This window comes from Actinophytocola sediminis, assembly GCF_054779715.1.
This window is the reverse complement of record NZ_BAAGXS010000033.1, coordinates 1-21,662: the sequence shown is the minus strand read 5'-3', so window position 1 is coordinate 21,662 and position 21,662 is coordinate 1. Positions and strand designations below refer to the sequence as shown.

The following is a 21,662-nucleotide window of genomic DNA, read 5'->3' as shown; positions in this document are numbered from 1 at the left end:
CGCGTGCTCATGTCACTCAAGCCCGAGTACTACGACCTGATGTGGCAGGGCCTGAAGACCCACGAGTTCCTTTGGCCGCCACCCGATCAGTAGCGATGCAAACCCGCAGCCCCGCCCGCGGCCTTACCGCAGGCGGGGTACCACCAGGCCTGACTCGTAGGCGACCACCACCGCCTGTGCGCGGTCCCGCACCCCCACCTTCCGCAGGACCCGGCTGACATGGGTCTTCACCGTCTCCTCGCCGACCACCAGGCGGGTCGCGATCTCCCCGTTGGACAGGCCGGCCGCCAGCAGCCGCAACACCTCGGTCTCCCTCGGGGTCAGGTCGGCCAGCGCCGGTGACGGCGGCCGGGGCCGCAGCCGGGCGAACTCGCCGATCAGCCTGCGGGTCACGCTCGGCGCCAGCAACGCCTCACCCCGGGCGATCACCCGCACCGCGTCGAAAAGCCGTTCGGCGGTCACGTCCTTGAGCAGGAACCCGCTCGCGCCGGCCACCAACGCGTCGTACACGTGCTCGTCGAGATCGAACGTCGTCAGCATCAGCACCCTCGGCGGGTCCGGCACCGCCAGCAGCGCCCTGGTCGCCGAGATCCCGTCCAACACCGGCATCCGCACGTCCATCAGCACCACGTCCGGCGACACCTCGGCACACACCCGCACCGCCTGCGCGCCGTCCTCGGCGACGCCGACCACCTCCAGGTCGTCCTGGGTGGACAGCAGGGCGGCGAACCCGGCCCGCACCACGACCTGGTCGTCCACCACGACCACCCGGGTCATACCGGCAACACCGCCTCCACCAGAAACCCGCTGCCCGGCGCGGGGCCGGTGCGCAACGTGCCGCCGACCATGTCCACCCGCTCCCGCATACCCACCAGGCCGTGGCCGCTCGCGCCCCGGCCGGGGCCAGGGCCGTTGTCGCGCACGGCGACCCGCACCGCGTCCTGGTCGTAGTCGAGGGTGACGTCCACCGCCGCGCCCGGCGCGTGTCGGCGGCAGTTGGTCAGGGCCTCCTGCACCAACCGGTAGGCGGTCAGCTCGACCCCGGGATCCAGCGCGACGACCGGGCCGCGCACGATCAGCCGCGCCCCGGCCCCGGCCGACTGGCGCATCTCGTCGAGCAGCTCGAGCAGCTGCTGGAGGCCCGGCTGCGGCGCGCGTGCCGGCCCGTCCTGCTCGGCGTCCGCGCGCAACACGCCGAGCAGCCTGCGCATCTCGGTCAGCGCGGTCCGCGCGGTGTCCCCGATCGCCCGCAGCTGCCGCGCGCCATCGGCGGGCATCCCGGGGGTGGTCAGCCGCGCGGTCTCGGCCTGTACCGAGATCATCGAGATGTGGTGGGCCACCACATCGTGCAGTTCGCGGGCGATGCGGGCCCGCTCACCACGCGCGGTCAGCTCCAGCAGCGCGTCCTCCACCTCCCTGGCCGCCGCCGTGCGCGCGGCCGCCGCCCGGCGTGCACGGCGCAGGTGGCGCCGGCCCAGCACCGACCACACCACCACCGCGCCGGCCACGCCGGCGGTGAGCACCCCGTGCAGCGCGACCGAGAGCACCGCCATCGGCGTGAGCACCGCGGCCACCGCGCCCGCGTTGGTGCGCGCGAACGCCACCGGCACGGTCGCGAACAGGGCGACCAGCAGCGTCACCGACAACTGCCCGGCCGGGCGCAGCACCGCCTCCAGCCCCCCGGCCACGCCGAGCAGCGCGCCGACCACAGCGAACGGGTTCACAGCCGCCATTGTCGCCGGAGCCACCCGCTCCCGCGTCCCCCACCGCGCACCCCGGCGTCCCTCGCGTGGGGGATGGCGCGAACGGCTCCGGCGCGGGACGACTCCACGTGCCCGGATTCGTAGGGTTGCTGCCCATGGACGCCACTATCGAGGTCCGCGAGCTGCGGAAACGCTACGGACCAACCCCGGCCGTCGACGGCCTCTCGTTCACCGTCGCCCCGGGGCGGGTGACCGGTTTCGTCGGCCCCAACGGCGCCGGCAAGTCGACCACCATGCGGATCATCCTGGGCCTGGACCGGCCGGACGAGGGCAGCGCGCTCATCGGCGGCCTGCCCTTCCACCAGCTGCCCAACCCGCTGTGCCAGGTCGGCGCGATGCTCGACGCCGCGGCCGTGCACCCGGCGCGCACCGCCAGGGACCACCTGCTGTGGCTCGCGCACGCCGGTGGGCTGCCCACGCGGCGGGTCGACGAGGTGATCGACCAGGTCGGGCTGGCCAGCGCGGCCCGGCGTGCGGCCGGCGGGTTCTCCCTGGGCATGCGCCAGCGCCTTGGCATCGCCGCCGCGCTCATCGGCGACCCGCCGGTGTTGATGTTCGACGAGCCGGTCAACGGGCTCGACCCCGACGGCGTGCGGTGGATTCGCGGGCTGCTCGGCGCGCTGGCCCGCGAGGGCCGCGCGGTGCTGGTCTCCAGCCACCTGATGAGCGAGCTGGAGGGCACCGCCGACCACCTCGTGGTGATCGGCCGCGGTCGGGTGATCGCCGACCGCGACGTGGCCGACCTGCTCGCCGCCGCGTCCGGCGGCCAGGTCCTGGTGCGCACCGACGAACGGCTGACCGCGATCACCGTGCTCACCGGCGCCGGCGGGACCGTCGCGGCCAACGCCAGGGACACGGTCACCGTGTCCGGGCTGCCGGCCGAGCGGATCGTGGCGTTGTTGTCCGGCGCGGGGGTGCCGTTCAGCGGCATCGCCGAGCACCGCGCGTCGCTCGAGGAGGCGTACATGGAGCTGACCCAGGACGCCGTCGAGTTCCGGGAGTCCTGATGTCCTACCAGAGCACGATGTCCGGCCAGGCCGGTTTCGGCGGCCTGCTGCGCGCGGAGTGGACCAAGCTGCGCACGGTGCGCCGGTGGGTGCTGGCGATGGGCGCGCTGGTGCTGCTGACCGTGCTGGTGGCGCTGCTCAGCGCCGCCGGCTCGGTCACCGCCGGCGCGGGCGGGGGGCCGGCGGCCGAGCGCGCGGTGGTGGACAACTCCGTGCAGGACGGCGGCGAGTTCACCCACCGGAGTCTCGACGGCGACGGCGGCATCGTGGCCAGGGTGACCGACCAGGACCCCAGCCACGACTGGGCCAAGGCCGGGCTGATGATCCGCGCCGGTGACCGGCACGGGGACCCGTACGCGGCGCTGGTCATCACTCCCGGACACGGCCTCCACCTGATGTCCATAGTGGACGGCGAGACAGTGGACGGCGAGACAGTGGACGACGAGGTAGCCGGCGGGGGCGCGGGGACACCCCGCTGGTTGCGGCTGGACCGCCAGGGAGCAACGGTCACCGGCTACGAGTCCGCCGAGGGGACGGACTGGCGCCGGGTGGGGACCGTGGAGTTCGCCGAGCTGCCAAGCGAGGTGCTGGTCGGCCTGTACACCGGGTCGGCGGCCGAGATCGCCGTCCAGCGGCAGTTCGGCGGTGAGTCCGTCGAGGGGCGGATGACCACCGGGCGGGCGTCGTTCGACGAGGTCGCGGTCACCGGGCAGGGCGCGGACAGCTGGCGGACCCGCGCGGGTGACCAGTCCGATGTGGACGGCTCGGTGACGTTGACCGGGGAGGGGGACCTCGGGCCGGACCTGTTCGCCGACGACGTCACCAGCATGACGCTGACCGGGATCCTGGTCGGGCTCATCGCCGTGGTCGCGGTCGGGGTGCTGTTCGTGACCTCGGAGTACCGGCGGGGCATGATCCTGGTGACCTTCGCCGCGAGCCCGCGCCGGGGCCGGGTGCTGGCCGCGAAGGCGCTGGTGCTCGCCGCGGCCACCATGGTCGCCGGGATCGTGGCGGGCCTGGCCGCGTTCCTGATCGCGAACCCGATCCTCGGGTCCAAGGGCCTGCCGACCCGGCCGCTGTCCGATCCGGACGTGCTGCGCGCGGTGCTGGGCACCGGGCCGCTGGTGGCCGTGATCGCGGTGTTCAGCCTCGGTGTGGCGACCCTGTTCCGGCGGACCACCCCGGCGATCACCGTGGTGCTGCTGCTGTTGCTGGTGCCCCAGATCGTGGCCACCGGGCTGCCGGTGTCGGCGGCGGTGTGGCTGGACCGGCTGACCCCGGCCGCGGGCTTCGCCATCCAGCAGACGGTGCCACGCTACGACACCGCGATCACGCCCTGGGCCGGGTTCGCGGTGCTGTGCGCCTACGCCGCGGCCGCGCTGGCGCTCGCGGCCTGGCGACTGCGCGGGCGGGACGCATGAGACACGCGCTGCGCGCCGAATGGACCAAACTGCGCACCCTGCGGTCGAACGCGTGGCTGGCGGCCGCGGTGGCGGTGTTCACCGTCGGCGCCGGGCTGGCCGCGGTGCTCGCCGTGGACACCGCGCACTGCCCGACACCGGCGCGGTGTTTCGAGGACGTGCCCAAGCTCGCGCTGACCGGCGTGTGGTTCGGCCAGATCGCGGCGGTCGTGCTCGCGGTCGGGGTGATCGGCGGCGAGTACGGCACCGGGCTCATCCAGGCCACGCTCGCCGCCCGCCCCCGCCGGTTCGAGGTGCTGGCCGGCAAGGCGGTCGTGGTGGCCGCGACCGTGCTGGTCGCCGCGACCGTCGGCGTCCTCGGCGCGCTGCTCGCCGGCCGGATCGTCCTGCCGGGCAAGGGGTTCACCGAGGCGAACGGCTACCAGCCGCTGTCGCTGGCCGACCCGGCGACCCTGCGCGCGGCGGTGGGCACCGTGCTCTACCTGACGCTGGTCGCGCTGCTCGCGCTCGGCGTGGCGACCATCGTGCGCGGCACCGCCGGCGCGCTGAGCACCGTGCTGTCGGTGCTGCTGATCGCACCGATGCTGGTCACGCTGGTCGGCGACCCGACCTGGCGCGAGCGGCTGGAGGGCTTGGCGCCGATGACCGCCGGGCTCGCCATCCAGGCCACCACGGCCATCGACCGGCTGCCGATCGCGCCATGGGCGGGCATCGGGGTGCTCGCCGCGTGGGCCGTGGCGGCGATGACGACCGGCGGGTGGCTGCTGGCCCGCCGAGACCAGTGAGGATTCCAGTGAGAATGTCTCTGCGTGGCCTTGTTCTTCTGCTGGTGCTCGCGCTGACCGGCTGCGGCGTCGAGCGGGTCGTGGAGGGCTCCCCCGTCGACCGTTTCCTCGACGACAACTGGCCGGCGGGTGCCGACGGCGCGGTGGCCGTCGCCGACGGCGGCGAGTTGGTGACCTGCCGGGGTTTCGGCTTCGCCGACCGCGAGACCGGCGTCGAGTCGGGCTGTGACACCGTCTACGACATCGGCTCGATCACCAAGGCGGTGACCGGCACGGCGATCGTCCTGCTGGAGTCCAGGGGCGAGCTGGCGTTCGACGACTCGATCGGCACCTTCTTCGACGGGGTGCCCGCAGACCGGCGCGGGATCACGGTGCACCACCTGCTGACCCACACCTCCGGGCTGCCCGAATCGCTCGGCGACGACTACGACCCGTTGACCAGAGCGGGGTTGATCGACGCCGCGATGCGCGCGCCGCTGACTCCCGGTGGCGGGTACCAGTACTCGAACGTCGGGTTCAGCCTGCTGGCCGCGATCATCGAGCTGGTCTCCGGGACGAGCTACGAGACCTTCCTGGCCGAGCACCTGTTCGCGCCGGCCGGCATGACCAGCACCGGCTACGTGCTGCCAGACTGGGAACCGTCCACTGTGGCCGTGGAGTACGACGAACACGGTATGCCGCAGGGAAAACCAGCCGAACACCCGTGGGCGGATGACGGTCCATACTGGAATCTGCGGGGCAACGGAGGCCTGCTCAGCACACCACGCGACCTGTACCGCTGGCACGTGGCCCTGACCGGCGACACGCTCCTGGACGACCAGGCCAAGAAGCGCATGTTCACCCCGAGGGTCGAGGACGACGGCGCGCACACCGGATACGCCTGGAGCGTGCTGGACACCGAGGCGGGACGGTTGGCCGGCCATACCGGCGGGAACGGGTGGTCCTTCGCCGCCTACGCCCGGTTCCTCGACTCCGACCGGCTGGTGTTCCTCGTGTCCAACCACGCCCTGCGGCAGGGTGAGTGGGACGTGGAGGCCGGCGCGCTCGACCTGATCATGGGTCTGGTGGCCGCGGTGCCGGGATAACCGTCGCCGGGAGCTACCGGATGGTTCGCCGGCATGCTCGTGTTCGGTGCGAGTGGGCACGGCGGCCGGTGGTCGCTTGGCCAGCACGCGCTGATGATGGCCGGGATGGCCTGGATGCTCCTCATCATGCCAACTTTGATGACCACGATGACGGTGCGGGACAGCGCGTCCGGCGACGGGCACGGCGGCCATGGCGGGGACGGCGCGACGATGACCATGAACGCGCCGGCGCACATCGCGATCGTCGCCGTGCTGCTCAGCGCGGTTTTTCTGGTCGCGGGGATCGGCTGGCAGGCGCGCGCGTTCGACGCCGGCCGGGCCCAGGAGACGCTACGGCTGCCCACGGCGGCGCTCGCCGCGCACGGGATCATGAGCCTCGGCATGGCGCTGATGGCGGCGCTGCTCGTGTAGGTTCGCGGATCTGGCGATTTCGTGAAACCGAGCGGTGATGGGAAAGGCAGGACGATCGATGAGTCCCGAGCTGAGCGCGGAACGCCGCCGGCAGGCACTCCAGGACAACACCAGGCAGCTGGCCGAACACGTGCGCGCGGCGGAGAGCGACACCGTGGTGCCGACCTGTCCTGGGTGGACGGTGACCAGCCTGGTCGAGCACGTCGGCCACACCCTGCACTGGGTGTCCGACATCATCGAACGCCGGGTCACCGACCCGATGAAGCTGCCAACCGAGATGGCCGAGCTGCCCGCCGATCCGCGGGAATGGCCGGCGTGGCTGTCCGACGCCGGCGCCCGCGCGGCCGCGGTCTGCTCGGACGCGGCACTGGACGCCGAGGTGTTCAACGCCTCCGGCGACAGCCGGACCGGTGCGCAGTTCTGGCTCCAGAGCATGCTCAACGAGGCGGTCGTGCACGGCTTCGACGCGGCCGCGGCCGCCGGCCACGACTACACGACCGACGCCGACGTCGCCGCCGATCTCATCACCAACCACCTGACCATGCTCACCTCGCCGACCTGGGCGGCCCAGCGCCCGGAGTCCACCGCCGCGATGCGGGGCACCGGCCAGACCCTGCGCTTCCACGCCACCGACGAGCCGAGCGTCGGCGATTGGCACATCGTGCGCCACCCCGACGGTGCGCGCTGGCAGCACGGCGGCGGCACCGCTGAGGTGACCGTCCACGGTCCGGCGGCATCGCTGCTGTTCATCCTGACCCGCCGGCTTCCCCTGACCGGCGACCACGTCACCGTCGACGGTGACGTGGAGCTGGCCCGGCACTGGGTGGAGCACACCGCCCACGTGGCGGACTAGGGAGCTCGGAGGGCGGCGGCGAGCCACCCGTCGCTCGGCCCGGTCCTGAGCCACTCGTCCGGTGGGGTCTCGTTGATGGTGGCCATCAGGGACAGGTAGGTGCCGAGCAGGCCGGTGACCTCCGCGACGAACCGCTCGGCGACCTGGCTCCCGGCACCGTCCGGATCAGGATGGGTCATGGACTGGCGCAGGTCGGCGAGTTCCCGCGCACCCAGCGGCGCCCCGACGGTGGTGGCGATGAGATCGGCGTATGCGGCGAAGAGCCGTTCGGCGATCTCCCGTGCCCGAGGTGACTCCGGGGACAGCCCCGACCGCTCGGCCTCCTGGGCCGCCAGCTCGACCTGCCGGCGCTGCTCCGCGAACGCCACCATGTCCGGTGTGGTCAGGTCAGCTGACGTGGGCGAGGCGAAGCTGACGTGGAAGAACTGGCGCACCGCGGCGCGGAAGGCGTCGTCCCGCACCAGGTCGGCCAGCTGGATCCACGCCTGGAGCTGCTCGGTGGTGGGGTCCTCCGGCACCTGGGGCCGCATCCGGTGGAGGTGTTCGACGTAGGTGGGGTGGACGGTCAGGCCGTCGGTGACCTCGCGCCAGAACTCGTCCAGGAGCTGGTTGCGGCTGTCGTCGGACATGGACACCAGGCTGTGCATGAGGGCCACCCGTTCGGTGGTGGTGGCCTGGTTGACGATGGTGCGCAGGACAGCACGCCGGGCGCGCAGGTCGCGCAGGTGCCGCTCGACCACCCGCAGGTGGGTCTCGGCCAACTCCCGCAGGCTGGTCTCCTCGGCCAGCAGGCCGCGGATGTCGTCCAGGCCCGCGCCCAGGTCTCGCAGGGTGGCAACGAGTTCCAGCCGCGCGATGGCGTCCACGTCGTAGAGCCGGTGTCCGCCGGCGGTCTGCTCGGCGGGCGCGATGACCCCGGCGTCGGCGTAGAACCTGATGGCGCTCACGCTCAGCCCGGTGCGGCGCGCCGCGTCCCCGATGGGGTACAGGTGGTTGTCGTTCATGACGTCGACTATGGAACCTCAAGCCGCTTGAGTTTCTACCCGTGATCAGGAGACCTGGGTCACAACCTCCCGGTCATCTCGGGTCGAGGAGGGTGGCCAGCAGGCGGGTGCGCAGCTCCTCGTCCGGCGCCGGACGCAGCAGGGCGTCGCGCAGGCGTCCGGTGAGCTCGGCGTGGCGGCGCTCGGTGGCGATGAGCTCAGCGCGGTGTTCGGTGCGGAGTTCCGTGCGGCCGGTCTGTTCGGCGGCGCGGGCGGCGTCGCGTTCGGCGGTGCGGGTGGCGAGCGCGGCGGTGGCGTCGGTGAGGGCGGTGGCCGTGTCGTCGGCTCGGCGACGCGCCTCGGCGACGGTGGCCTCGGCGGCGTCGGCGCGGGCATGGGCGTCGGCGATCTCGGACTCGGCCAGTTCGGCACGCGCGCGCAGGTGATCGGCGCGCATGTCGGCGTCGTCGGCACGATCCCGTAGCCGGGCGATCTCCGCCTCGGCGTTGTCGGCCCGTGCGCGGTGGCCGGCGGTCTCGGCTTCGGCCACGTCCGCGCGTGCGCGCTGCTGGGTGATCTCGGTCAGGGCCGCGTGTGCCCGCGTGAGGGCTTCTTCCGCGCGGTGGCGTTCGGTGGCGGCGATGCCCTCGGCGTGCGCGGCGGCGAGTTCGGCCTGTTTGGCCGACTCGCGGGCCGCCTTGGCCTCGGCGGCGGCCTGGTCGCGGGCGGCGCGGTGCCGCCGGATGTCGGCGTTGGCCTCGGTGACGGTCTCGGTCGCCCGCGCTTCGGCCGCTTCGGCGGCGGTCTGTGCCTGCTCGGTCTCCGACTCCGCCGCCGCGCGCAGGCCGCGTTCGGTCGCGGCCTCGGTCTCGGCGTGCGTTGCGCGGTCGGCGGCGGCTTTCGTCTCGTCGGCCAACGTGGTCTTGAGTGCCTCGGCCAGGGCGAGCAGGTCGCGCAGCGGCTCGGACACCCGGTGCGCGGCGTCGACGAAACCGGCGGTGGCGTCGGTGACCGGGGTCGTGGTCGCGCCGAGGGCCTCGACGAGCGCGTCCTGCGCGGCGGCCAGTTGCTTGCAGGTGCGGCCGCCGGGCCACGCCCGGTCGGGGCAGTAGGCGAACGGTCGCCCGCCCTTGGGTCCCGAGCCCGGCAGCGGCGCTCGACAGCGGCTGAACCCACACAGGCCCGACGTCTCCAGCTGCACTTCAATCATGATCCATATCCTAGTAGAGAGTTGTAGATCTCGTAACTTGGGTTAGGAGTTACGTATCTGTATGCCAGGTTGGCTACAGAACTGTGCTTTTGTAGCTAAGCTGTCGTGGTGACGATCGTGGAGGGCAACGAGCTCGTATCGGCGGCCGATCAGGGGCCATGGCCCGCTGTGGCCGAGCCACACCGGCTGCTGGGAGAGATCACCGAGTGGCTCAGCGGCTACGGCAACCCGGCCACCCGCCGGACCTACGCCGAAGGGCTGGGTCTACCCACCAGCCCGGCCGACCTCCGCGAGTGGATCACGCCCACCGACGACCGGGCCGACAACCAGTGGGCCGAGGCGATCACCCGGTACGCGACCCTCGTCGCCAACCCGACCGCCAACCCGACCGCCACGGCGGTCCGGGCCAACACCCCACCCCCGGCCCCCCGCGGCCGGTTCCGCGCGCTGCACTGGTTCCGTTGGTGCGCCAGTCGCGGCATCGACCCACTGACCGCCACCTCGACCAACGTCAAGACCTGGCTGGCCGACCTCGACACCGCCGGCGCCGCCCCCGCCACCAGGGACCGCATGCTGGCCACCGTCAAGGCCCTCTACACCCACCTCGCCGACGCCGGCCTGGCCGCCGGCAACCCGGCCGCGCTCAACCGCCGCCGGCTCGGCCTGATCACCCCCACCGGCAACACCACCGGCACCGTCGTGCTCACCACCGCCCAGGTGCGCGCCCTGTTCACCACCGCGGCCGCCACCAGGCGCGGCGCCAGCCTGCTCGACAGCGCACGAGCGGGCGCGGTCGTCGGCCTGTTCACCCTCGGCCTGCGCGTTGGCGAACTCTGCATCCTCGACCGCGACGACCTGCACGTCACCCGCGGCCGCCGCGCACTGCGGGTCACCGGCAAGGGCGGCAAGACCCGCGTGGTCTACCTGCACGAGGCCGCCGAACGGGCCCTGCTGACCTACCTACGGCTGCGCGACCACACCAGCACCGAGACCGCCCCGGCCAAACCGGACCGCACCGCACCGCTGCTGGTCACCCGCACCGGCGGGCGCTACCGGCGCCAGACCGTCTGGCAGCTGCTGCGTCGCATCGCCACCGCGGCCGGCGAGCCGCTGCGTGACGTCGCCGACGCCATGCACCCGCACGCCCTGCGCCACTTCTACGTCACCACCGCCGTCGAGGCCGGCGCCCAGCTGGTACACGTCCAGGCCGACGTCGGGCACACCAGCGTGGACACCACCGAGCAGGTCTACAACAGCGCCGCCCGCGATCCCTCCCGCAGCGCCGTCGACCTGGTCGGCGAGGCGCTCAGGACGTGACCGGGGCGCGCACCACCGCGTCGAGCTCCACCTCACACCCGTAGGGCAGCTCGGCCACCCCGACGACCGTGCGCGCCGGCCTCGGCTCCGGCCACAGGTCGATGAACTGCTCGTTCGCCACGTCCCGCAGGGAGATGTCGGTCACGAAGTAGGTCAGCTTGACCATGTCCTCGAGCCGGGCGCCGACGTGCGCCATCCGCTGCTCGAGGTTCTCGATCGCCGCGTCCAGCGCGGCCCGGCCGCCCCTGACCACGGTCCCGTCGGCCAGCAACGGCAGCGCGCCGGAGACGAAGACCAGGCCGCCGGCGACCACCGCTGGGCTGTAGGGATGTTTGGCATCGCTCACGCCGGACACGGTAACCCGGGGAGTTACTACCCGTCGCCGACTTCGGCTGGCTAGGCTCCCCGGTGTGACGCTCGACAACGAGCTCGCGACGCGCGCCCGGCGCGGTGAGCCGGAAGCCGCCGCGCAACTGCTCGCGCGGATCCGCCCCGGCGTGCTGCGTTACTGCTGGGCACGCCTGGGCACTCTCGGCCGCGGCGACCTGTCCCCGGACGACGTCGCCCAGGACGTCTGCCTGGCCGTGTTCGAGGCGCTGCCCCGCTACCAGGACCGCGGCCTGCCGTTCACCGCGTTCGTCTACCGGATCGCCGCCAACAAGGTCGCCGACGCCCACCGCACCCCCGCACTGCGCACCATCGAGACGCTGCCCGACCGGGCCGACGAGCGGTGGACCCCCGAGGCGCACGCCGTGCACGCCGACCTGTCCCGCCGGCTGCTGCCACTGCTCAACGACCTCACCGGCGCCCAGCGCGAGATCATCCTGCTGCGGGTGGCCGCCGGCCTGTCGGCCGAGGAGGTCGGCGCGGTCATCGGCAAGTCACCATCGGCCGTGCGGATGGCCCAGGCCCGCGCCCTGGCCCGCCTCCGCGAATGGGCCCGCGCCGCCGACCAGGTGATCGCGTGAGCATTCGCCTGCCACCTGGCGACGCTGGCCGCGACGACGACGAGTTCCTCGACCGCCTCGGCCGGGGCGAGCCGGTCGACGGCGACGAGGTCGAGCGGATGCTGTCCACCTGGCGGGCCTCGATGCCCACCGCCGGCCCGACCGACGAACGGCTCCTGGACGCGGTGACCACCGCCATCGCCCGCCCGGCGCGCGGCCGGGGCCGGATGCGCAAGGCCACCGTCACCGTCGCCGCGGCCGCCCTGCTGACCGGCGGCGGACTCACCGCGGTGGCCACGCAGGCCGGTCCCGGCAGCCCGCTGTGGCCGGTCACCGAGCTGGTCTTCGGCGGCCTGGCCGAGTCCAGGGCCGCGGTCGACCGTGCCGACGGGGTGCTGCGCGACGCCAGGACCGCCGTCGACCAGGGCCGCCTGCCCGAGGCCGCCCGGCTGCTGGCCCACGCCGACAAGCTCGCCGACGAGGTGGCCGAGCCGAGCGCGGCCGAACGGATCCGCGACGACGTCGCCGCCATCCGCGAACGGCTCACGCCCCACGTCGCCGACGCGCCGTCCCGGTCCGACGCCTCCCGCGGGACGGAGTCGAGCACGCCGACGACGACCAGATCGACACCACCGACGACCACCGCACAGCCGAGTTCGAGCCAGCCGTCCACCACGTCCGACCGGCCGTTCACCGGCCCGGGGACCACATCGCCGGACTCCGAGACCACCAGGCCGACCCGCCCCAGCGGGCCAGGCCAGCGGCCGGACGACCGGCCGGGCGAGGACGACGGGCACGATGATGGTGGCGATGACGGCGACGGCCCCGACAAGTGGCCGAAAGATCGCTGACCCGGTCGGCCCAGTCGCACTCGGCCAATCGATCGTATTTCGGGTACCGGCCGTTGCACGGGCTCGCCCACACCGATTCACGTGAGTTCGGTGCCGATGCTCTCCCCCAGCTCGGCGCCGCGTGGTCGAGCCACCACAGCCCGCCGCCCCGCGGGCCCGGCTCGACGGTGGTGTCCTTCCCGGCTACCCCACCCGGGAAGGGCACCACCCCGCACGGCTCAACACGCCGTCGCCGGCAGCCGGCCCTCCGCGAACACCTTCGGCGTGACGTGCATGATCTGGCGGAACTCCGCGGTCATGTGTGACTGGTCGTAGTAGCCGGCGTCGCTGGCCAGCCGCGCCAGGGAGCGGCGGCCGGTGTCCCGCAGCACCGTGCGCACGCGGCTGAGGCGGGCGAACTGCTTGGGCGACAGGCCGGTGGTCCTGGTGAAGACGGTGCGAAGCTGTCGTTCACTGACCCCGACCCGCCGGGCCGCGTCGCCAACGCGCGCCGGAGCCGTGGCCAACGCGGCGGCCGCCGCGTACACGAGGTCCCGCGCCCGGGTGTCGGCCCGGTCGTTGTCCATGCGCGCCAGCAGCGCAGCCTGGACGTGCGCGGCGACGCGCCCGGGGTCGTGGCCCGGCTCGGCGCGGAACGGGACCAGGTCGGGCAGCGCGACGACCCGGTCGACGAGCTCGTCGGCCGGCACGCCCAGCACCGAGGGCACCGAGCCGTGCCTGATCCGCAACCGCAGGCACAGCGGGATGTCCTTGCCCAGGTGGTAGGACGCGTGCGTGCGCGGACCGACGACCAGCGCTTCGCCGGGTCCGTCGGTCGTCGCGCGCCAGACGAGCGTGGTGGTCGGCTCGGGTGGGTGGATCAGCGGGCAGCCGTCGTCGCGGGCGTAGCTGGCGACGCTGATCTGGGCGATCCACGGGCGCAGCGCGGCCGCGACCGGCAACCGTCGCTCACGGGCGTTCACCCCGCCAGGCTAGCCAGCGCCCGGTGGGGTGCCGAAAGTTCCTATAACCCAACCGGCCCGGGTTGGCATCGTGGCGCCATGATCCTGATCACCGGTGCCACGGGCACCGTCGGCGGTGAAGTCCTGCGGTTGCTCGCCGACCGAGGCGCGCGTACGCGGGCCATGACCCGCGACCCGGCCCGCGTGCGGCCACTGTCCGAGAGCGCGGTCGTGCGGGCCGATTTCGCCGACCCCGACTCGCTGCGCCGCGCGCTCGCGGAGGTCGACACCGTCTTCCTGCTCACCGCGCCGGGAGCGCACGTACCCGAGCACGACCTGGCCATGATTCAGGCGGCCGCGGCCGAGGGCGTTGGCAAGATCGTGAAACTGTCGGCCATCGGCGGCGAGCAGTCCGCCGGCCAGCACACCCGGCCCGCCGACTGGCACGAGCCCGGCGAGCAGGCGCTGGCCGGGTCCGGGATGGCGTGGTCGGTGTTGCGGCCATCGTCGTTCGCGTCGAACGCGCTGCGCTGGGCCGGCCCGATCCGCGCCGGCCAGCCCGTGCCGAACCTGACCGCGACGGGCCGGCAGGGCGTGATCGACCCGAGGGACATCGCGGCGGTCGCGGTCGAGGTGTTGCTCACCGACGCCTACGACGGCCAGACCCACACCCTGACCGGACCCGACCTGGTCAGCGTTCCCGACCAGGTCGCGGTGATCGCCGAGGAGGTCGGTCGGCAGGTCGAGACCGTCGACCTGCCGACCGACCTCGCCCGCCAGCAGATGCTCGACGCCGGTCTCGACCCCGCCCTGGTCGACGTCGCGATCCGGGGCTACGAGCAGATCCGCACGGGCGGCAACGCCGTGCTGACCGAGGACGCCGAACGCGTCCTCGGCCGGCCGGCGAGGTCCTTCCGCTCCTGGGTACGCGACCACCGGGACGCGTTCACCGGGTCATGAACCGCGTGACCTGCCTGTGGTGGAGACTTCATGGCCACATCAGCCGTATGCCGTCATCGGGGAGGACTCTCAAGTGGCAAGGATCGTGGCCGAGGTCTCACGGACGTTCAACGAGTATCTGCTGCTGCCGAACCGGACCCGCACCGACTGCGCGCCCGACGCCGTCGACCTGCGCACGCCGATGGTGCGGCACGTGGTGGGTGAGACACCGGCGATCGAGCTGCGGGCACCGTTCACCTCGGCCATCATGCAGGCGGTCAGTTCGCCGGAACTCGCGATCGCGCTCGCTCGTAACGGCGGCCTGTCCTTCCTCCACCACAACCAGTCGATCGAGGAACAGGCCGCCGCCGTGCGGAAGGTGAAGAACTTCAAGGCCGGGTTCGTCACCAGCGACACGAACGTCCGCCCCGATGACACCCTGAGCCATCTGGTCGGCATCATGCGCCGCACCGGCCACAGCACCGCCGCGGTGACCCATGACGGGAGCGCCGGCGGCCGGCTGCTCGGGCTGGTGACCTCCCGCGACTTCCATCCCCAGCGCCACGATCTCGACGGGCCCGTCAGCGGCCGGATGACCGCGATCGCCGACCTGCCGCACGCCGGCACGGACAGCACGCTCTCGTCGGCCAACGCGAGGCTGTGGGACGAGCGGCTGGACTGCCTGCCGGTGGTGGACGACGGCGGGCACCTCCAGCACCTGGTCTTCCGGTCGGACTACGCGGACAACAAGCGCTTCCCCCACCAGCTCGTGGACGGTGACAAGCGGCTGCGCGTGGGCGCCGGCGTCAACACCCACGACTACCGCGAGCGCGTCCCCGCGCTGCTGGCCGCCGGCGCCGACGCGTTGTGCTTCGACTCGTCCGACGGCTACAGCGACTGGCAGGCACAGGCCCTGACCTGGGTGAACAAGCACTACCCCGAGATCCCGACCGGCGGCGGCAACGTGGTCGACGGTGAGGCGTTCACCTTCCTCGCCGAGGCGGGCGCGGACTTCGTCAAGGTCGGTGTCGGCGGGGGCTCGATCTGCATCACCCGCGACCAGAAGGGCATCGGCCGGGGCCAGGCGAGCGCGGTGCTGGACGTCGCCGCGGCCAGGGACGCCTTCACCGAGCGAACCGGCCAGTACGTGCCGATCTGTTCGGACGGCGGGCTGGTACACGACTACCACGTGGCTCTGGCGCTGGCGATGGGTGCCGACTTCGTCATGATGGGCCGCTACTTCGCCCGTTTCGATCAGGCGCCGGGCGCGAAGCTCCCTACGCGGGACGGCTTCGTCAAGGAGTACTGGGGCGAAGGCTCGAACCGAGCCCGCAACTGGCAGCGCTACGGCCAGGGCGGCCAAGGACTGATCTTCGAGGAGGGCGTCGACGGCTACGTCCCCTACGCCGGCGACCTCAACGAGGGACTGGCTGCCACCATCGCGAAAATCAAGTCCACCATGGTTTCCTGCGGTTCCACCACGCTGCCGGAGTTCCAGTCCTCCGCCCGGCTGACACTGGTCTCCGAGCAGAGCTTCCAGGAAAGCCACGCGACCGTCACCGTGCGGGACACCTCGGCCACCGTGACCTGAACCGTCCGCACACCACCGGAACACCCCTACGGAACCGGGGTGACCAGCGTGCCGTCGGTCATGAACTGCCGCAGGTTCTGGAAGGCCAGCTCGCCCATGGCCTGTCTGGTCTCCCGGGTGCCGCTGCCGATGTGCGGGAACAGCACCACGTTGTCCAGCGCGAGCAGCTCCGCCGGCACGGTCGGCTCGTCGGCGTACACGTCCAGCGCGGCGCCGGCGAGCCGACCGTCGACCAGTGCCGACACCAGTGCCGGCTCGTCGACCACGCTGCCGCGGGCGATGTTCACCAGGTATCCGGCCGGGCCCAGCGCCGCCAGCACCTCGACCGACACCAGCCCTCGGGTGCCCGCGCCGCCCGCGGTCGCGACCACCAGCACGTCGACCTCGGCGGCCAGTTCGACCGCCGATGGCAGGTACCGGTACGGCACGTCGGGCACCACCCGCCGGGAGTGGTAGGAGATCCGCACGTCGAAACCCGCCAGCCGGCGCGCGATCGCCCGCCCGATGCCGCCGAGGCCGAGGATGCCGACCCGCTTGCCACCCACCTTCGTGGTCAGCGGGAAGTTCCAGCCGCCGGCGCGCACGAACCGGTCGGCCGCCGACAGGCCACGCAGCACATCCAGCAGCCCACCCACCGCCAGGTCGGCCACGCAGTCCGACAACACGTCCGGGGTGTTGGACACCTGCACCCCGCGGGCGCGGGCCAGGTCGAGGTCGGTGGCCTCGTAGCCGGCGCCGAAGTGCACGATCGCGCCGAGCCCCGGCATCTGCGCCATCTGCTCGGGGGTGACGCCGTAGCGGGAGCTGGTCACCGCGGCGATCACCTGATCGCCATGGGTGGCAAGGAAATCGGGCCGGTCGAACAGCCGGACGGGGTCGTAGCGCGCCAGCGGACCCTCCAGCGACTCGTGCAGCGGGCACACCTGGAGAACCGTCATGGTCACCATCGTGGCGGAGCCGGGTCGAAGTCCGGATGCCGGCGGCGGTAGTAGCCGGTGTCGTCGCGGGCGGTCAGACCGCAGGCGAGGTACTGCTCGTGCAGCCGTGCCAGCGCGTCCCGGTCCAGCTCGACGCCGAGACCGGGGGTGGTGGGCACCGTGACCGCGCCGTCGACGAACCGCAGCACGCCGGGTTCGATGACGTCCTCGGCCGGGTCCTTCCACGGCCAGTGGGTGTCGCAGGCGTAGGTCAGGGTCGGGGTGGCCGCGGCGAGGTGGGTCATCGCGGCCAGGCTGATGCCCAGGTGGGAGTTGGAGTGCATGGACAGGTCCAGGCCGAAGGTGTCGCAGGTCGCGGCGAGCGCGGCGCTGCGGCGCAGCCCGCCCCAGAAGTGGTGGTCGGACAGGATGATCGCGACCGCGCCGGCCGCGACCGCCGGGCGCAGGTGGTCGAAGGCGACCACGCACATGTTGGTGGCCAACGGCATCGGGACCTCGCGGGCGACCTGCGCCATGCCCGCGATGCCCTCGGTCGGGTCCTCCAGGTACTCCAGCAGCCCGGCCAGCTCCCGGCCGACCCGGATCGAGGTGGGCACCGACCAGGCGGCGTTCGGGTCGATCCGCAGCGGGTGGCCGGGGAAGGCCGCGTGCAGCGCGCGGACCGCGTCGGCCTCCTGTGCCGGCGGGAACACACCGCCCTTGAGCTTGAGCGCGGTGAAGCCGTACTCGTCGACCATCCGGCGGGCCTGTGCGACGATCCCGTCGGGGTCCAGTGCCGCGCCCCAGCGGTCGTCGGCCGCGCCGGGGTGCCCGGCCCACTTGTAGAACAGGTAGCCGCTGAAGTCGACCCGGTCGCGCACGGCGCCGCCGAGCAGGTCGGTGACCGGGCGGCCGATGGTCCTGCCCTGGATGTCCAGGCAGGCCACCTCGAAGGGCGAGAGCACGCGGTCGGCGATGGCGGCGTTGACCATGCCGCTGGTGCCGTCCCCGCCGGGGCCGCCGGCCGGCAGGGCGGCGATCCTGGCGGCGATCCGCTGGAGCTGCCACGCGTCCAGGCCGATGATCTCGGCGGCGGCCCGGCGGAGGCGGTCCAGGTGCAGCGCGTCGCCGTAGGTCTCGCCGAGGCCGAGCACGCCGTCCTCGGTGCGCACCTCGACCACCGCGCGCAGCGCGTACGGCTCGTGCACGCCGACCGCGTTGAGCAGCGGCGGGTCCCGGAAGGCGACCGGGGTGATGACCACCTCGCGGATCGGGTCAGCCGGCATGGCGACGGGCTTTGGCCGGTTCTTTCCTGGAGACCAGCAGCCAGCCGGCGTAGAACGAGGCGACCAGCGCGACCGCGGCCACCAGCGGCGCCTTCACCTCGGCCGGCATGTCGATCGGCCGCAGTGCGAGCGCGAGCAGGATCAGCACCGGGCCCTGGATGACGAACGCCGGGAACGCGGCCCGGGAACAGGCCTTGGCTAACTTCCCGTGCTGGGTCAGGTGTCGTTGGGCCAGTCCGAGCAGCCACAGCGACCCGGTGACCACCAGGATGCCCTCCACCAGCGCGGTCGCCGCCGCCTGCCAGGACCAGCCGCCCAGGAACGGGCCGATGTCGGCGGCCAGGTCGGTGATGCCGACGGCGATGCCGAGGATCGGCACCAGGCAGATGGTTATCACCGCGATGGTCGTGGCGGTGCGCCGGATCCGTTCCGGCACCTCCCGCGCCCAGCCGTGGCGCGCGCAGATCAGGCCGAGGACGAACATGAACACGCACTGCGGCCACTGCCACAGGTGCAGGTCGAAGATCTGCCCGCTCTTGGCGGGAAACCAGAGCCGGACCAGGAACGAGCTGACCGCGATGCCGACGGCCATGGCCACCAGCAGCCCCTTGCCCGGCGGCGGGGCGTCCTCGTCGGGCGGGGACATGGTCCGCCACACCGCGTAGACGATCGAGAAGATCAGCAGGACGAACGCGAACCACAGTGACCCGGCGTCGAACAGCGGGTACCGGTGGGTGACGACCCACCAGATCGACTCGTCGTGGCCGTCTGCGCGGTAGGCCAGCCACATCGTCAGCGGCCACACCAGGAACGCCGAGGCCGCCCACGGCAGCCCGAGCCGCAGCAACCGGTCGAGGGTGAACCGGGACAGGCCCTTGCGGTGCAGGGAGGGCGGGGTGAACAGGCCGGCCAGGAAGAAGAACCCGCCGATGACGAACAACCCGGACGGCCCGATGAGCGCGGCGAGCACCAGCTCGACTCCGGGAGCGAACGAAACCTCGTTGACCTCGTCGTATGGCCACCCACCCACGGTGGTGTAGCCGAGTAGGGCGTGCGCCCCGATCACCCAGGCCACCAACGCGGTTTTCACGTTGTCGACCTGGGGCAGTCTGGTTCCGGTCACATGTCGACTGTTGCCGAACCGGCGGGATCTTGTCCACTCCATCCGCCGTGGCGAACGGTTTCGGGGGCAAAGAGGTGGGTAGTCCACCATCGACTCGGGCTGAGGAGGGTGACGATGAGTGCGATGACGAGTGCGACGACAGGCGAGGTCAGGTTGGCGAAACCGGCCACGGCGAAGTCGACCGCGGAGCTCGTCAACGATCTGACCGACCAGGTCGGCCACCTCGTGCGCACCGAGCTCCGCCTCGCCGTGCGGGAGACCCAGGACAAGGCCAAGCACGCCGGTGCCGGGGTCGCCGGGTTGGGCACGGCCGGACTGCTCGCGTTGTTCGGTGTCGGCGCGCTGGTCGCCACGCTGGTGTTGGTGCTGGACCTGGTCATGCCGGTCTGGGTGGCGGCGCTGATCGTGGCCGTGGTGCTGTTCCTGGCCGCCGCGGTCGCGGCCATGGTGGGCCGCCGGCAGCTGCGCAGGAGCTCCCCGATGCCCTCGGCGGCGGTGCGGGGCGCCAAGCGGGACATGCACGTGGTCAAGGAGGCGGCGAAGCGATGACCGACCGGCGGCACGAGGAGCGGATGACCATGCCGGGTCAGCCGCCGACCGACGAGGACCTGCGCAACGACGCCGAGCTGACCCGCCAGGAGCTGGCCGAGACGGTGGCCGCGCTCGGCGAGAAGGTCGACGTGCCTGGCCGGGTCCGGGACACCGTGCACGAGAGCGGCCAGGCGATCGAGCACACCGGTGCGGTGTTGGTGGCCAAGCTGCCCGACCCGGTCGAGGCGAAGCTGGCGCCGGCCTGGCGGACGGTGGTTCACCGCCCGGGCCTGGCGGTCGGCGGCCTGACCGCGCTGATCGCGGTCCTCGTGGCCTGGCGCCAGCTCCGCCGGCACTGAAGCCCTGAATGCCTCATTGGGGACGTTGAGCGTCCCCAATGAGGCATTCAGGGCTTTGCTGGTTGGTGGGTGCGGAGCCAGCGGAGTTGGGACTTGGCCGCGCGTTTGAGGGCTGAGCGTTCGCCGAGGTAGTCGCCGGCCAGGCCGACGACGGGCAGCATGCCCAGTGCCCGGTGGTAGAAGCGGCCGTGGGGGCGTTTGTCCAGCTCGCCGTAGACCGCGTAGAGCATGCTGCCCTGACGCCACAACCATTTCGCGGCCTGTTTGAGGCCGAGCTGGTGGCCTTTCGCGGGCTCGGCCGGCGGTTCGGCGTCGACGCCGGTGAGCCGGGCGACCTCGGCCGCGTCGGCCGCGTCGTCGCCGGTGCCGGCGGCGACCGCTGGGGACAGCTCGCGTTGGAACAGCACCGAGGCGAGCACCCGGACCTGGGTGGTCCGGTCGCTGATCCCGTGTTCGGCGGCCAGCGCGCACAGCAGCAGCCCCTGGCCGGCCGAGCCGAGAATGTCCTGTAGTGGCAACCGGTCGCCGAGCGCGCCGGCCAGGCCGGTGACCGACGCGGCGAGCGCGGTGACCCGCCCGACCCGGCTGATCCACCAGTGCGTCCGCTCCGCGAGGCTGCGCCGCGACCAGGTCGCCGAGCCGGGCCAGCGGACCCGGCCGATGCGCGCCCTGACCCGCTTGAGCACGCCGTGGTCGATGTCGCGGTCGTCGGTGGCCACGGTCAGGTCGAGCGGTTCGTCGGTGTCGCGCAGCCGGCGCAGCATGGGCTCGCAGCCGCGCACGAACCGCCGCAGTACGGCGGCGAGCTGCTCATCGCTGATCGCCACCGCCATACGGTCTCAGGGAATCAGCCCGCTCGCTCATCGAGCGCGGCGGCCACCGGGTCCGCGCGCAGCCGTTGACCGTGTTCGAAGCGGCGCAGCTGGGCCGAGGTCATGGTGCGGGTGACGATCCGGGTGCCGGCGGCCTTCACGAACACCGTCGAGTCGACGTTGAGCACCATGCGCGGCACCGGGCGCGCGGCGGCCAGCAGCCGGGCCACACCCGCCGCCGCCACCGGACCTCGGCTCGCCGACCGTCTGCGCCACCAGCGCCGCCACGGCCGCCGCCCGGCGGACAGCAGCTCGATGTCGTCGGCGACCTCGAGGAAGGCCCGTTCGAACGCGGCGATGGCGGCCGGGCTGTCGGTGTCCAGATAGGAGAAGCCGTGCGCCCCGGCGCGGAGCGCGTCGGCGATCCGCTGTGCGGCGGCCAGTTCCCCCGGCTCGACGCCCGATCCCGCGACCGCCGCGACCGCGCCGGGGATGGTGGCCGGCCCGCGCCACTCGGCCGCGGCGCCGGG

Annotated in this window: 23 protein-coding genes and 1 pseudogene; 13 read left to right on the top strand and 11 right to left on the bottom strand. The window is 72.8% G+C overall.

Going from position 1 to position 21,662, the window contains the following annotated elements:
* Positions 1-123: 123 nt before the first annotated feature.
* On the bottom strand, positions 124-777 hold the full coding sequence (locus ACYVIP_RS20815; protein WP_460398780.1) for a response regulator: 654 nt from the start codon (positions 775-777) through the stop codon (positions 124-126).
* Positions 774-1,724, bottom strand: a complete 951-nt coding sequence (locus ACYVIP_RS20810; protein WP_460398778.1) for a sensor histidine kinase — start codon at positions 1,722-1,724, stop codon at positions 774-776. The genes ACYVIP_RS20815 and ACYVIP_RS20810 overlap by 4 nt, the downstream gene beginning before the upstream one ends.
* A gap of 134 nt (positions 1,725-1,858) precedes the next feature.
* Between ACYVIP_RS20810 and ACYVIP_RS20805 the strand changes: the two genes are divergently transcribed.
* From ACYVIP_RS20805 to ACYVIP_RS20780, 6 genes and pseudogenes are all read left to right on the top strand, one after another.
* Entirely contained in the window at positions 1,859-2,770 is a 912-nt protein-coding gene (locus tag ACYVIP_RS20805; protein ID WP_460398776.1) for an ABC transporter ATP-binding protein, read from the top strand.
* Positions 2,770-4,191 carry an ABC transporter permease subunit gene (locus ACYVIP_RS20800; protein ID WP_460398774.1) on the top strand — a complete coding sequence of 474 codons (1,422 nt, stop codon included), beginning with the start codon at positions 2,770-2,772 and terminating at the stop codon, positions 4,189-4,191. The genes ACYVIP_RS20805 and ACYVIP_RS20800 overlap by 1 nt, the downstream gene beginning before the upstream one ends.
* The gene (locus ACYVIP_RS20795; protein WP_460398772.1) at positions 4,188-4,976 is read left to right on the top strand and encodes an ABC transporter permease subunit; all 789 of its coding nucleotides are present in this window, start codon (positions 4,188-4,190) and stop codon (positions 4,974-4,976) included. The genes ACYVIP_RS20800 and ACYVIP_RS20795 overlap by 4 nt, the downstream gene beginning before the upstream one ends.
* Positions 4,977-4,990: 14 nt before the next feature.
* Positions 4,991-6,061 carry a serine hydrolase domain-containing protein gene (locus ACYVIP_RS20790; RefSeq protein ID WP_460398770.1) on the top strand — a complete coding sequence of 357 codons (1,071 nt, stop codon included), beginning with the start codon at positions 4,991-4,993 and terminating at the stop codon, positions 6,059-6,061.
* A gap of 24 nt (positions 6,062-6,085) precedes the next feature.
* Positions 6,086-6,472: pseudogene (locus ACYVIP_RS20785) on the top strand (DUF5134 domain-containing protein); the annotation flags it as partial.
* Between the two features lie 58 nt (positions 6,473-6,530).
* Positions 6,531-7,325: a maleylpyruvate isomerase family mycothiol-dependent enzyme gene (locus ACYVIP_RS20780; RefSeq protein ID WP_460398768.1), complete on the top strand. Its 795-nt coding sequence runs from the start codon at positions 6,531-6,533 to the stop codon at positions 7,323-7,325.
* Here the strand turns inward: ACYVIP_RS20780 and ACYVIP_RS20775 are convergent.
* Positions 7,322-8,329 (bottom strand): helix-turn-helix domain-containing protein, encoded by a 1,008-nt coding sequence (locus ACYVIP_RS20775; protein ID WP_460398766.1) that lies wholly within the window; start codon positions 8,327-8,329, stop codon positions 7,322-7,324. The genes ACYVIP_RS20780 and ACYVIP_RS20775 overlap by 4 nt on opposite strands.
* 73 nt (positions 8,330-8,402) lie before the next feature.
* On the bottom strand, positions 8,403-9,518 hold the full coding sequence (locus ACYVIP_RS20770) for a hypothetical protein (protein WP_460398764.1): 1,116 nt from the start codon (positions 9,516-9,518) through the stop codon (positions 8,403-8,405).
* 108 nt (positions 9,519-9,626) lie between these two features.
* Between ACYVIP_RS20770 and ACYVIP_RS20765 the strand changes: the two genes are divergently transcribed.
* Positions 9,627-10,835 (top strand): tyrosine-type recombinase/integrase, encoded by a 1,209-nt coding sequence (locus ACYVIP_RS20765; RefSeq protein ID WP_460398762.1) that lies wholly within the window; start codon positions 9,627-9,629, stop codon positions 10,833-10,835.
* On the opposite strand, the gene ACYVIP_RS20760 is transcribed toward ACYVIP_RS20765, so the two are convergent.
* A complete protein-coding gene (locus ACYVIP_RS20760; RefSeq protein WP_460398760.1) occupies positions 10,825-11,181 on the bottom strand; it encodes a RidA family protein in 357 nt (118 codons plus the stop codon). The two genes, ACYVIP_RS20765 and ACYVIP_RS20760, sit on opposite strands and share 11 nt — an antisense overlap.
* Before the next feature lie 64 nt (positions 11,182-11,245).
* Here ACYVIP_RS20760 and ACYVIP_RS20755 point away from each other — a divergent pair, with 64 nt between their 5' ends.
* Together ACYVIP_RS20755 and ACYVIP_RS20750 are read left to right on the top strand one after the other, a co-directional pair.
* The gene (locus ACYVIP_RS20755; protein ID WP_460398758.1) at positions 11,246-11,803 is read left to right on the top strand and encodes a sigma-70 family RNA polymerase sigma factor; all 558 of its coding nucleotides are present in this window, start codon (positions 11,246-11,248) and stop codon (positions 11,801-11,803) included.
* Positions 11,800-12,633 carry a hypothetical protein gene (locus ACYVIP_RS20750; RefSeq protein ID WP_460398756.1) on the top strand — a complete coding sequence of 278 codons (834 nt, stop codon included), beginning with the start codon at positions 11,800-11,802 and terminating at the stop codon, positions 12,631-12,633. The genes ACYVIP_RS20755 and ACYVIP_RS20750 overlap by 4 nt, the downstream gene beginning before the upstream one ends.
* 218 nt (positions 12,634-12,851) lie before the next feature.
* On the opposite strand, the gene ACYVIP_RS20745 is transcribed toward ACYVIP_RS20750, so the two are convergent.
* Entirely contained in the window at positions 12,852-13,595 is a 744-nt protein-coding gene (locus ACYVIP_RS20745; RefSeq protein WP_460398754.1) for an AraC family transcriptional regulator, read from the bottom strand.
* Positions 13,596-13,673: 78 nt separating this feature from the next.
* Here ACYVIP_RS20745 and ACYVIP_RS20740 point away from each other — a divergent pair, with 78 nt between their 5' ends.
* Complete coding sequence (locus ACYVIP_RS20740) at positions 13,674-14,534, top strand: NAD(P)H-binding protein (protein ID WP_460398752.1); 861 nt, start codon at positions 13,674-13,676, stop codon at positions 14,532-14,534.
* A 73-nt stretch (positions 14,535-14,607) separates the two neighbouring features.
* Positions 14,608-16,104: an IMP dehydrogenase gene (locus tag ACYVIP_RS20735; protein WP_460398750.1), complete on the top strand. Its 1,497-nt coding sequence runs from the start codon at positions 14,608-14,610 to the stop codon at positions 16,102-16,104.
* A 26-nt stretch (positions 16,105-16,130) separates the two neighbouring features.
* Here the strand turns inward: ACYVIP_RS20735 and ACYVIP_RS20730 are convergent, their stop codons facing one another.
* Genes ACYVIP_RS20730 through ACYVIP_RS20720 form a run of 3 tightly spaced genes read right to left on the bottom strand, consistent with a single transcriptional unit; the run spans position 16,131 to position 19,430 of the window.
* Positions 16,131-17,042, bottom strand: coding sequence for a 2-hydroxyacid dehydrogenase (locus ACYVIP_RS20730; RefSeq protein ID WP_460398748.1), 912 nt, complete (start codon positions 17,040-17,042; stop codon positions 16,131-16,133).
* Between the two features lie 2 nt (positions 17,043-17,044).
* Positions 17,045-18,307, bottom strand: a complete 1,263-nt coding sequence (locus tag ACYVIP_RS20725) for a glucarate dehydratase family protein (protein WP_460398746.1) — start codon at positions 18,305-18,307, stop codon at positions 17,045-17,047.
* Positions 18,297-19,430 carry an acyltransferase family protein gene (locus tag ACYVIP_RS20720; RefSeq protein ID WP_460398744.1) on the bottom strand — a complete coding sequence of 378 codons (1,134 nt, stop codon included), beginning with the start codon at positions 19,428-19,430 and terminating at the stop codon, positions 18,297-18,299. The genes ACYVIP_RS20725 and ACYVIP_RS20720 overlap by 11 nt, the downstream gene beginning before the upstream one ends.
* Before the next feature lie 114 nt (positions 19,431-19,544).
* Between ACYVIP_RS20720 and ACYVIP_RS20715 the strand changes: the two genes are divergently transcribed.
* A complete protein-coding gene (locus tag ACYVIP_RS20715; RefSeq protein ID WP_460398742.1) occupies positions 19,545-19,979 on the top strand; it encodes a phage holin family protein in 435 nt (144 codons plus the stop codon).
* Positions 19,976-20,320, top strand: a complete 345-nt coding sequence (locus ACYVIP_RS20710) for a DUF3618 domain-containing protein (RefSeq protein ID WP_460398740.1) — start codon at positions 19,976-19,978, stop codon at positions 20,318-20,320. The genes ACYVIP_RS20715 and ACYVIP_RS20710 overlap by 4 nt, the downstream gene beginning before the upstream one ends.
* Positions 20,321-20,367: 47 nt before the next feature.
* Here ACYVIP_RS20710 and ACYVIP_RS20705 read toward each other — a convergent pair whose 3' ends face one another.
* On the bottom strand, positions 20,368-21,153 hold the full coding sequence (locus ACYVIP_RS20705; protein WP_460398738.1) for a hypothetical protein: 786 nt from the start codon (positions 21,151-21,153) through the stop codon (positions 20,368-20,370).
* A gap of 14 nt (positions 21,154-21,167) precedes the next feature.
* The coding region (locus tag ACYVIP_RS20700) for a hypothetical protein (protein WP_460398736.1) at positions 21,168-21,662 on the bottom strand (495 nt) is incomplete at its 5' end.

What these genes read in the sequence shown, in the direction of transcription:
- ACYVIP_RS20815 (WP_460398780.1), bottom strand. Translation starts at nt 777, where the DNA reads ATGACCCGGGTGGTCGTGGTGGACGACCAGGTCGTGGTGCGGGCCGGG.
- ACYVIP_RS20805 (WP_460398776.1), top strand. Translation starts at nt 1,859, where the DNA reads ATGGACGCCACTATCGAGGTCCGCGAGCTGCGGAAACGCTACGGACCA.
- ACYVIP_RS20800 (WP_460398774.1), top strand. Translation starts at nt 2,770, where the DNA reads ATGTCCTACCAGAGCACGATGTCCGGCCAGGCCGGTTTCGGCGGCCTG.
- ACYVIP_RS20795 (WP_460398772.1), top strand. Translation starts at nt 4,188, where the DNA reads ATGAGACACGCGCTGCGCGCCGAATGGACCAAACTGCGCACCCTGCGG.
- ACYVIP_RS20790 (WP_460398770.1), top strand. Translation starts at nt 4,991, where the DNA reads ATGTCTCTGCGTGGCCTTGTTCTTCTGCTGGTGCTCGCGCTGACCGGC.
- ACYVIP_RS20780 (WP_460398768.1), top strand. Translation starts at nt 6,531, where the DNA reads ATGAGTCCCGAGCTGAGCGCGGAACGCCGCCGGCAGGCACTCCAGGAC.
- ACYVIP_RS20775 (WP_460398766.1), bottom strand. Translation starts at nt 8,329, where the DNA reads ATGAACGACAACCACCTGTACCCCATCGGGGACGCGGCGCGCCGCACC.
- ACYVIP_RS20770 (WP_460398764.1), bottom strand. Translation starts at nt 9,518, where the DNA reads ATGATTGAAGTGCAGCTGGAGACGTCGGGCCTGTGTGGGTTCAGCCGC.
- ACYVIP_RS20740 (WP_460398752.1), top strand. Translation starts at nt 13,674, where the DNA reads ATGATCCTGATCACCGGTGCCACGGGCACCGTCGGCGGTGAAGTCCTG.
- ACYVIP_RS20730 (WP_460398748.1), bottom strand. Translation starts at nt 17,042, where the DNA reads ATGACGGTTCTCCAGGTGTGCCCGCTGCACGAGTCGCTGGAGGGTCCG.
- ACYVIP_RS20725 (WP_460398746.1), bottom strand. Translation starts at nt 18,307, where the DNA reads ATGCCGGCTGACCCGATCCGCGAGGTGGTCATCACCCCGGTCGCCTTC.
- ACYVIP_RS20715 (WP_460398742.1), top strand. Translation starts at nt 19,545, where the DNA reads ATGAGTGCGATGACGAGTGCGACGACAGGCGAGGTCAGGTTGGCGAAA.
- ACYVIP_RS20710 (WP_460398740.1), top strand. Translation starts at nt 19,976, where the DNA reads ATGACCGACCGGCGGCACGAGGAGCGGATGACCATGCCGGGTCAGCCG.
- ACYVIP_RS20705 (WP_460398738.1), bottom strand. Translation starts at nt 21,153, where the DNA reads ATGGCGGTGGCGATCAGCGATGAGCAGCTCGCCGCCGTACTGCGGCGG.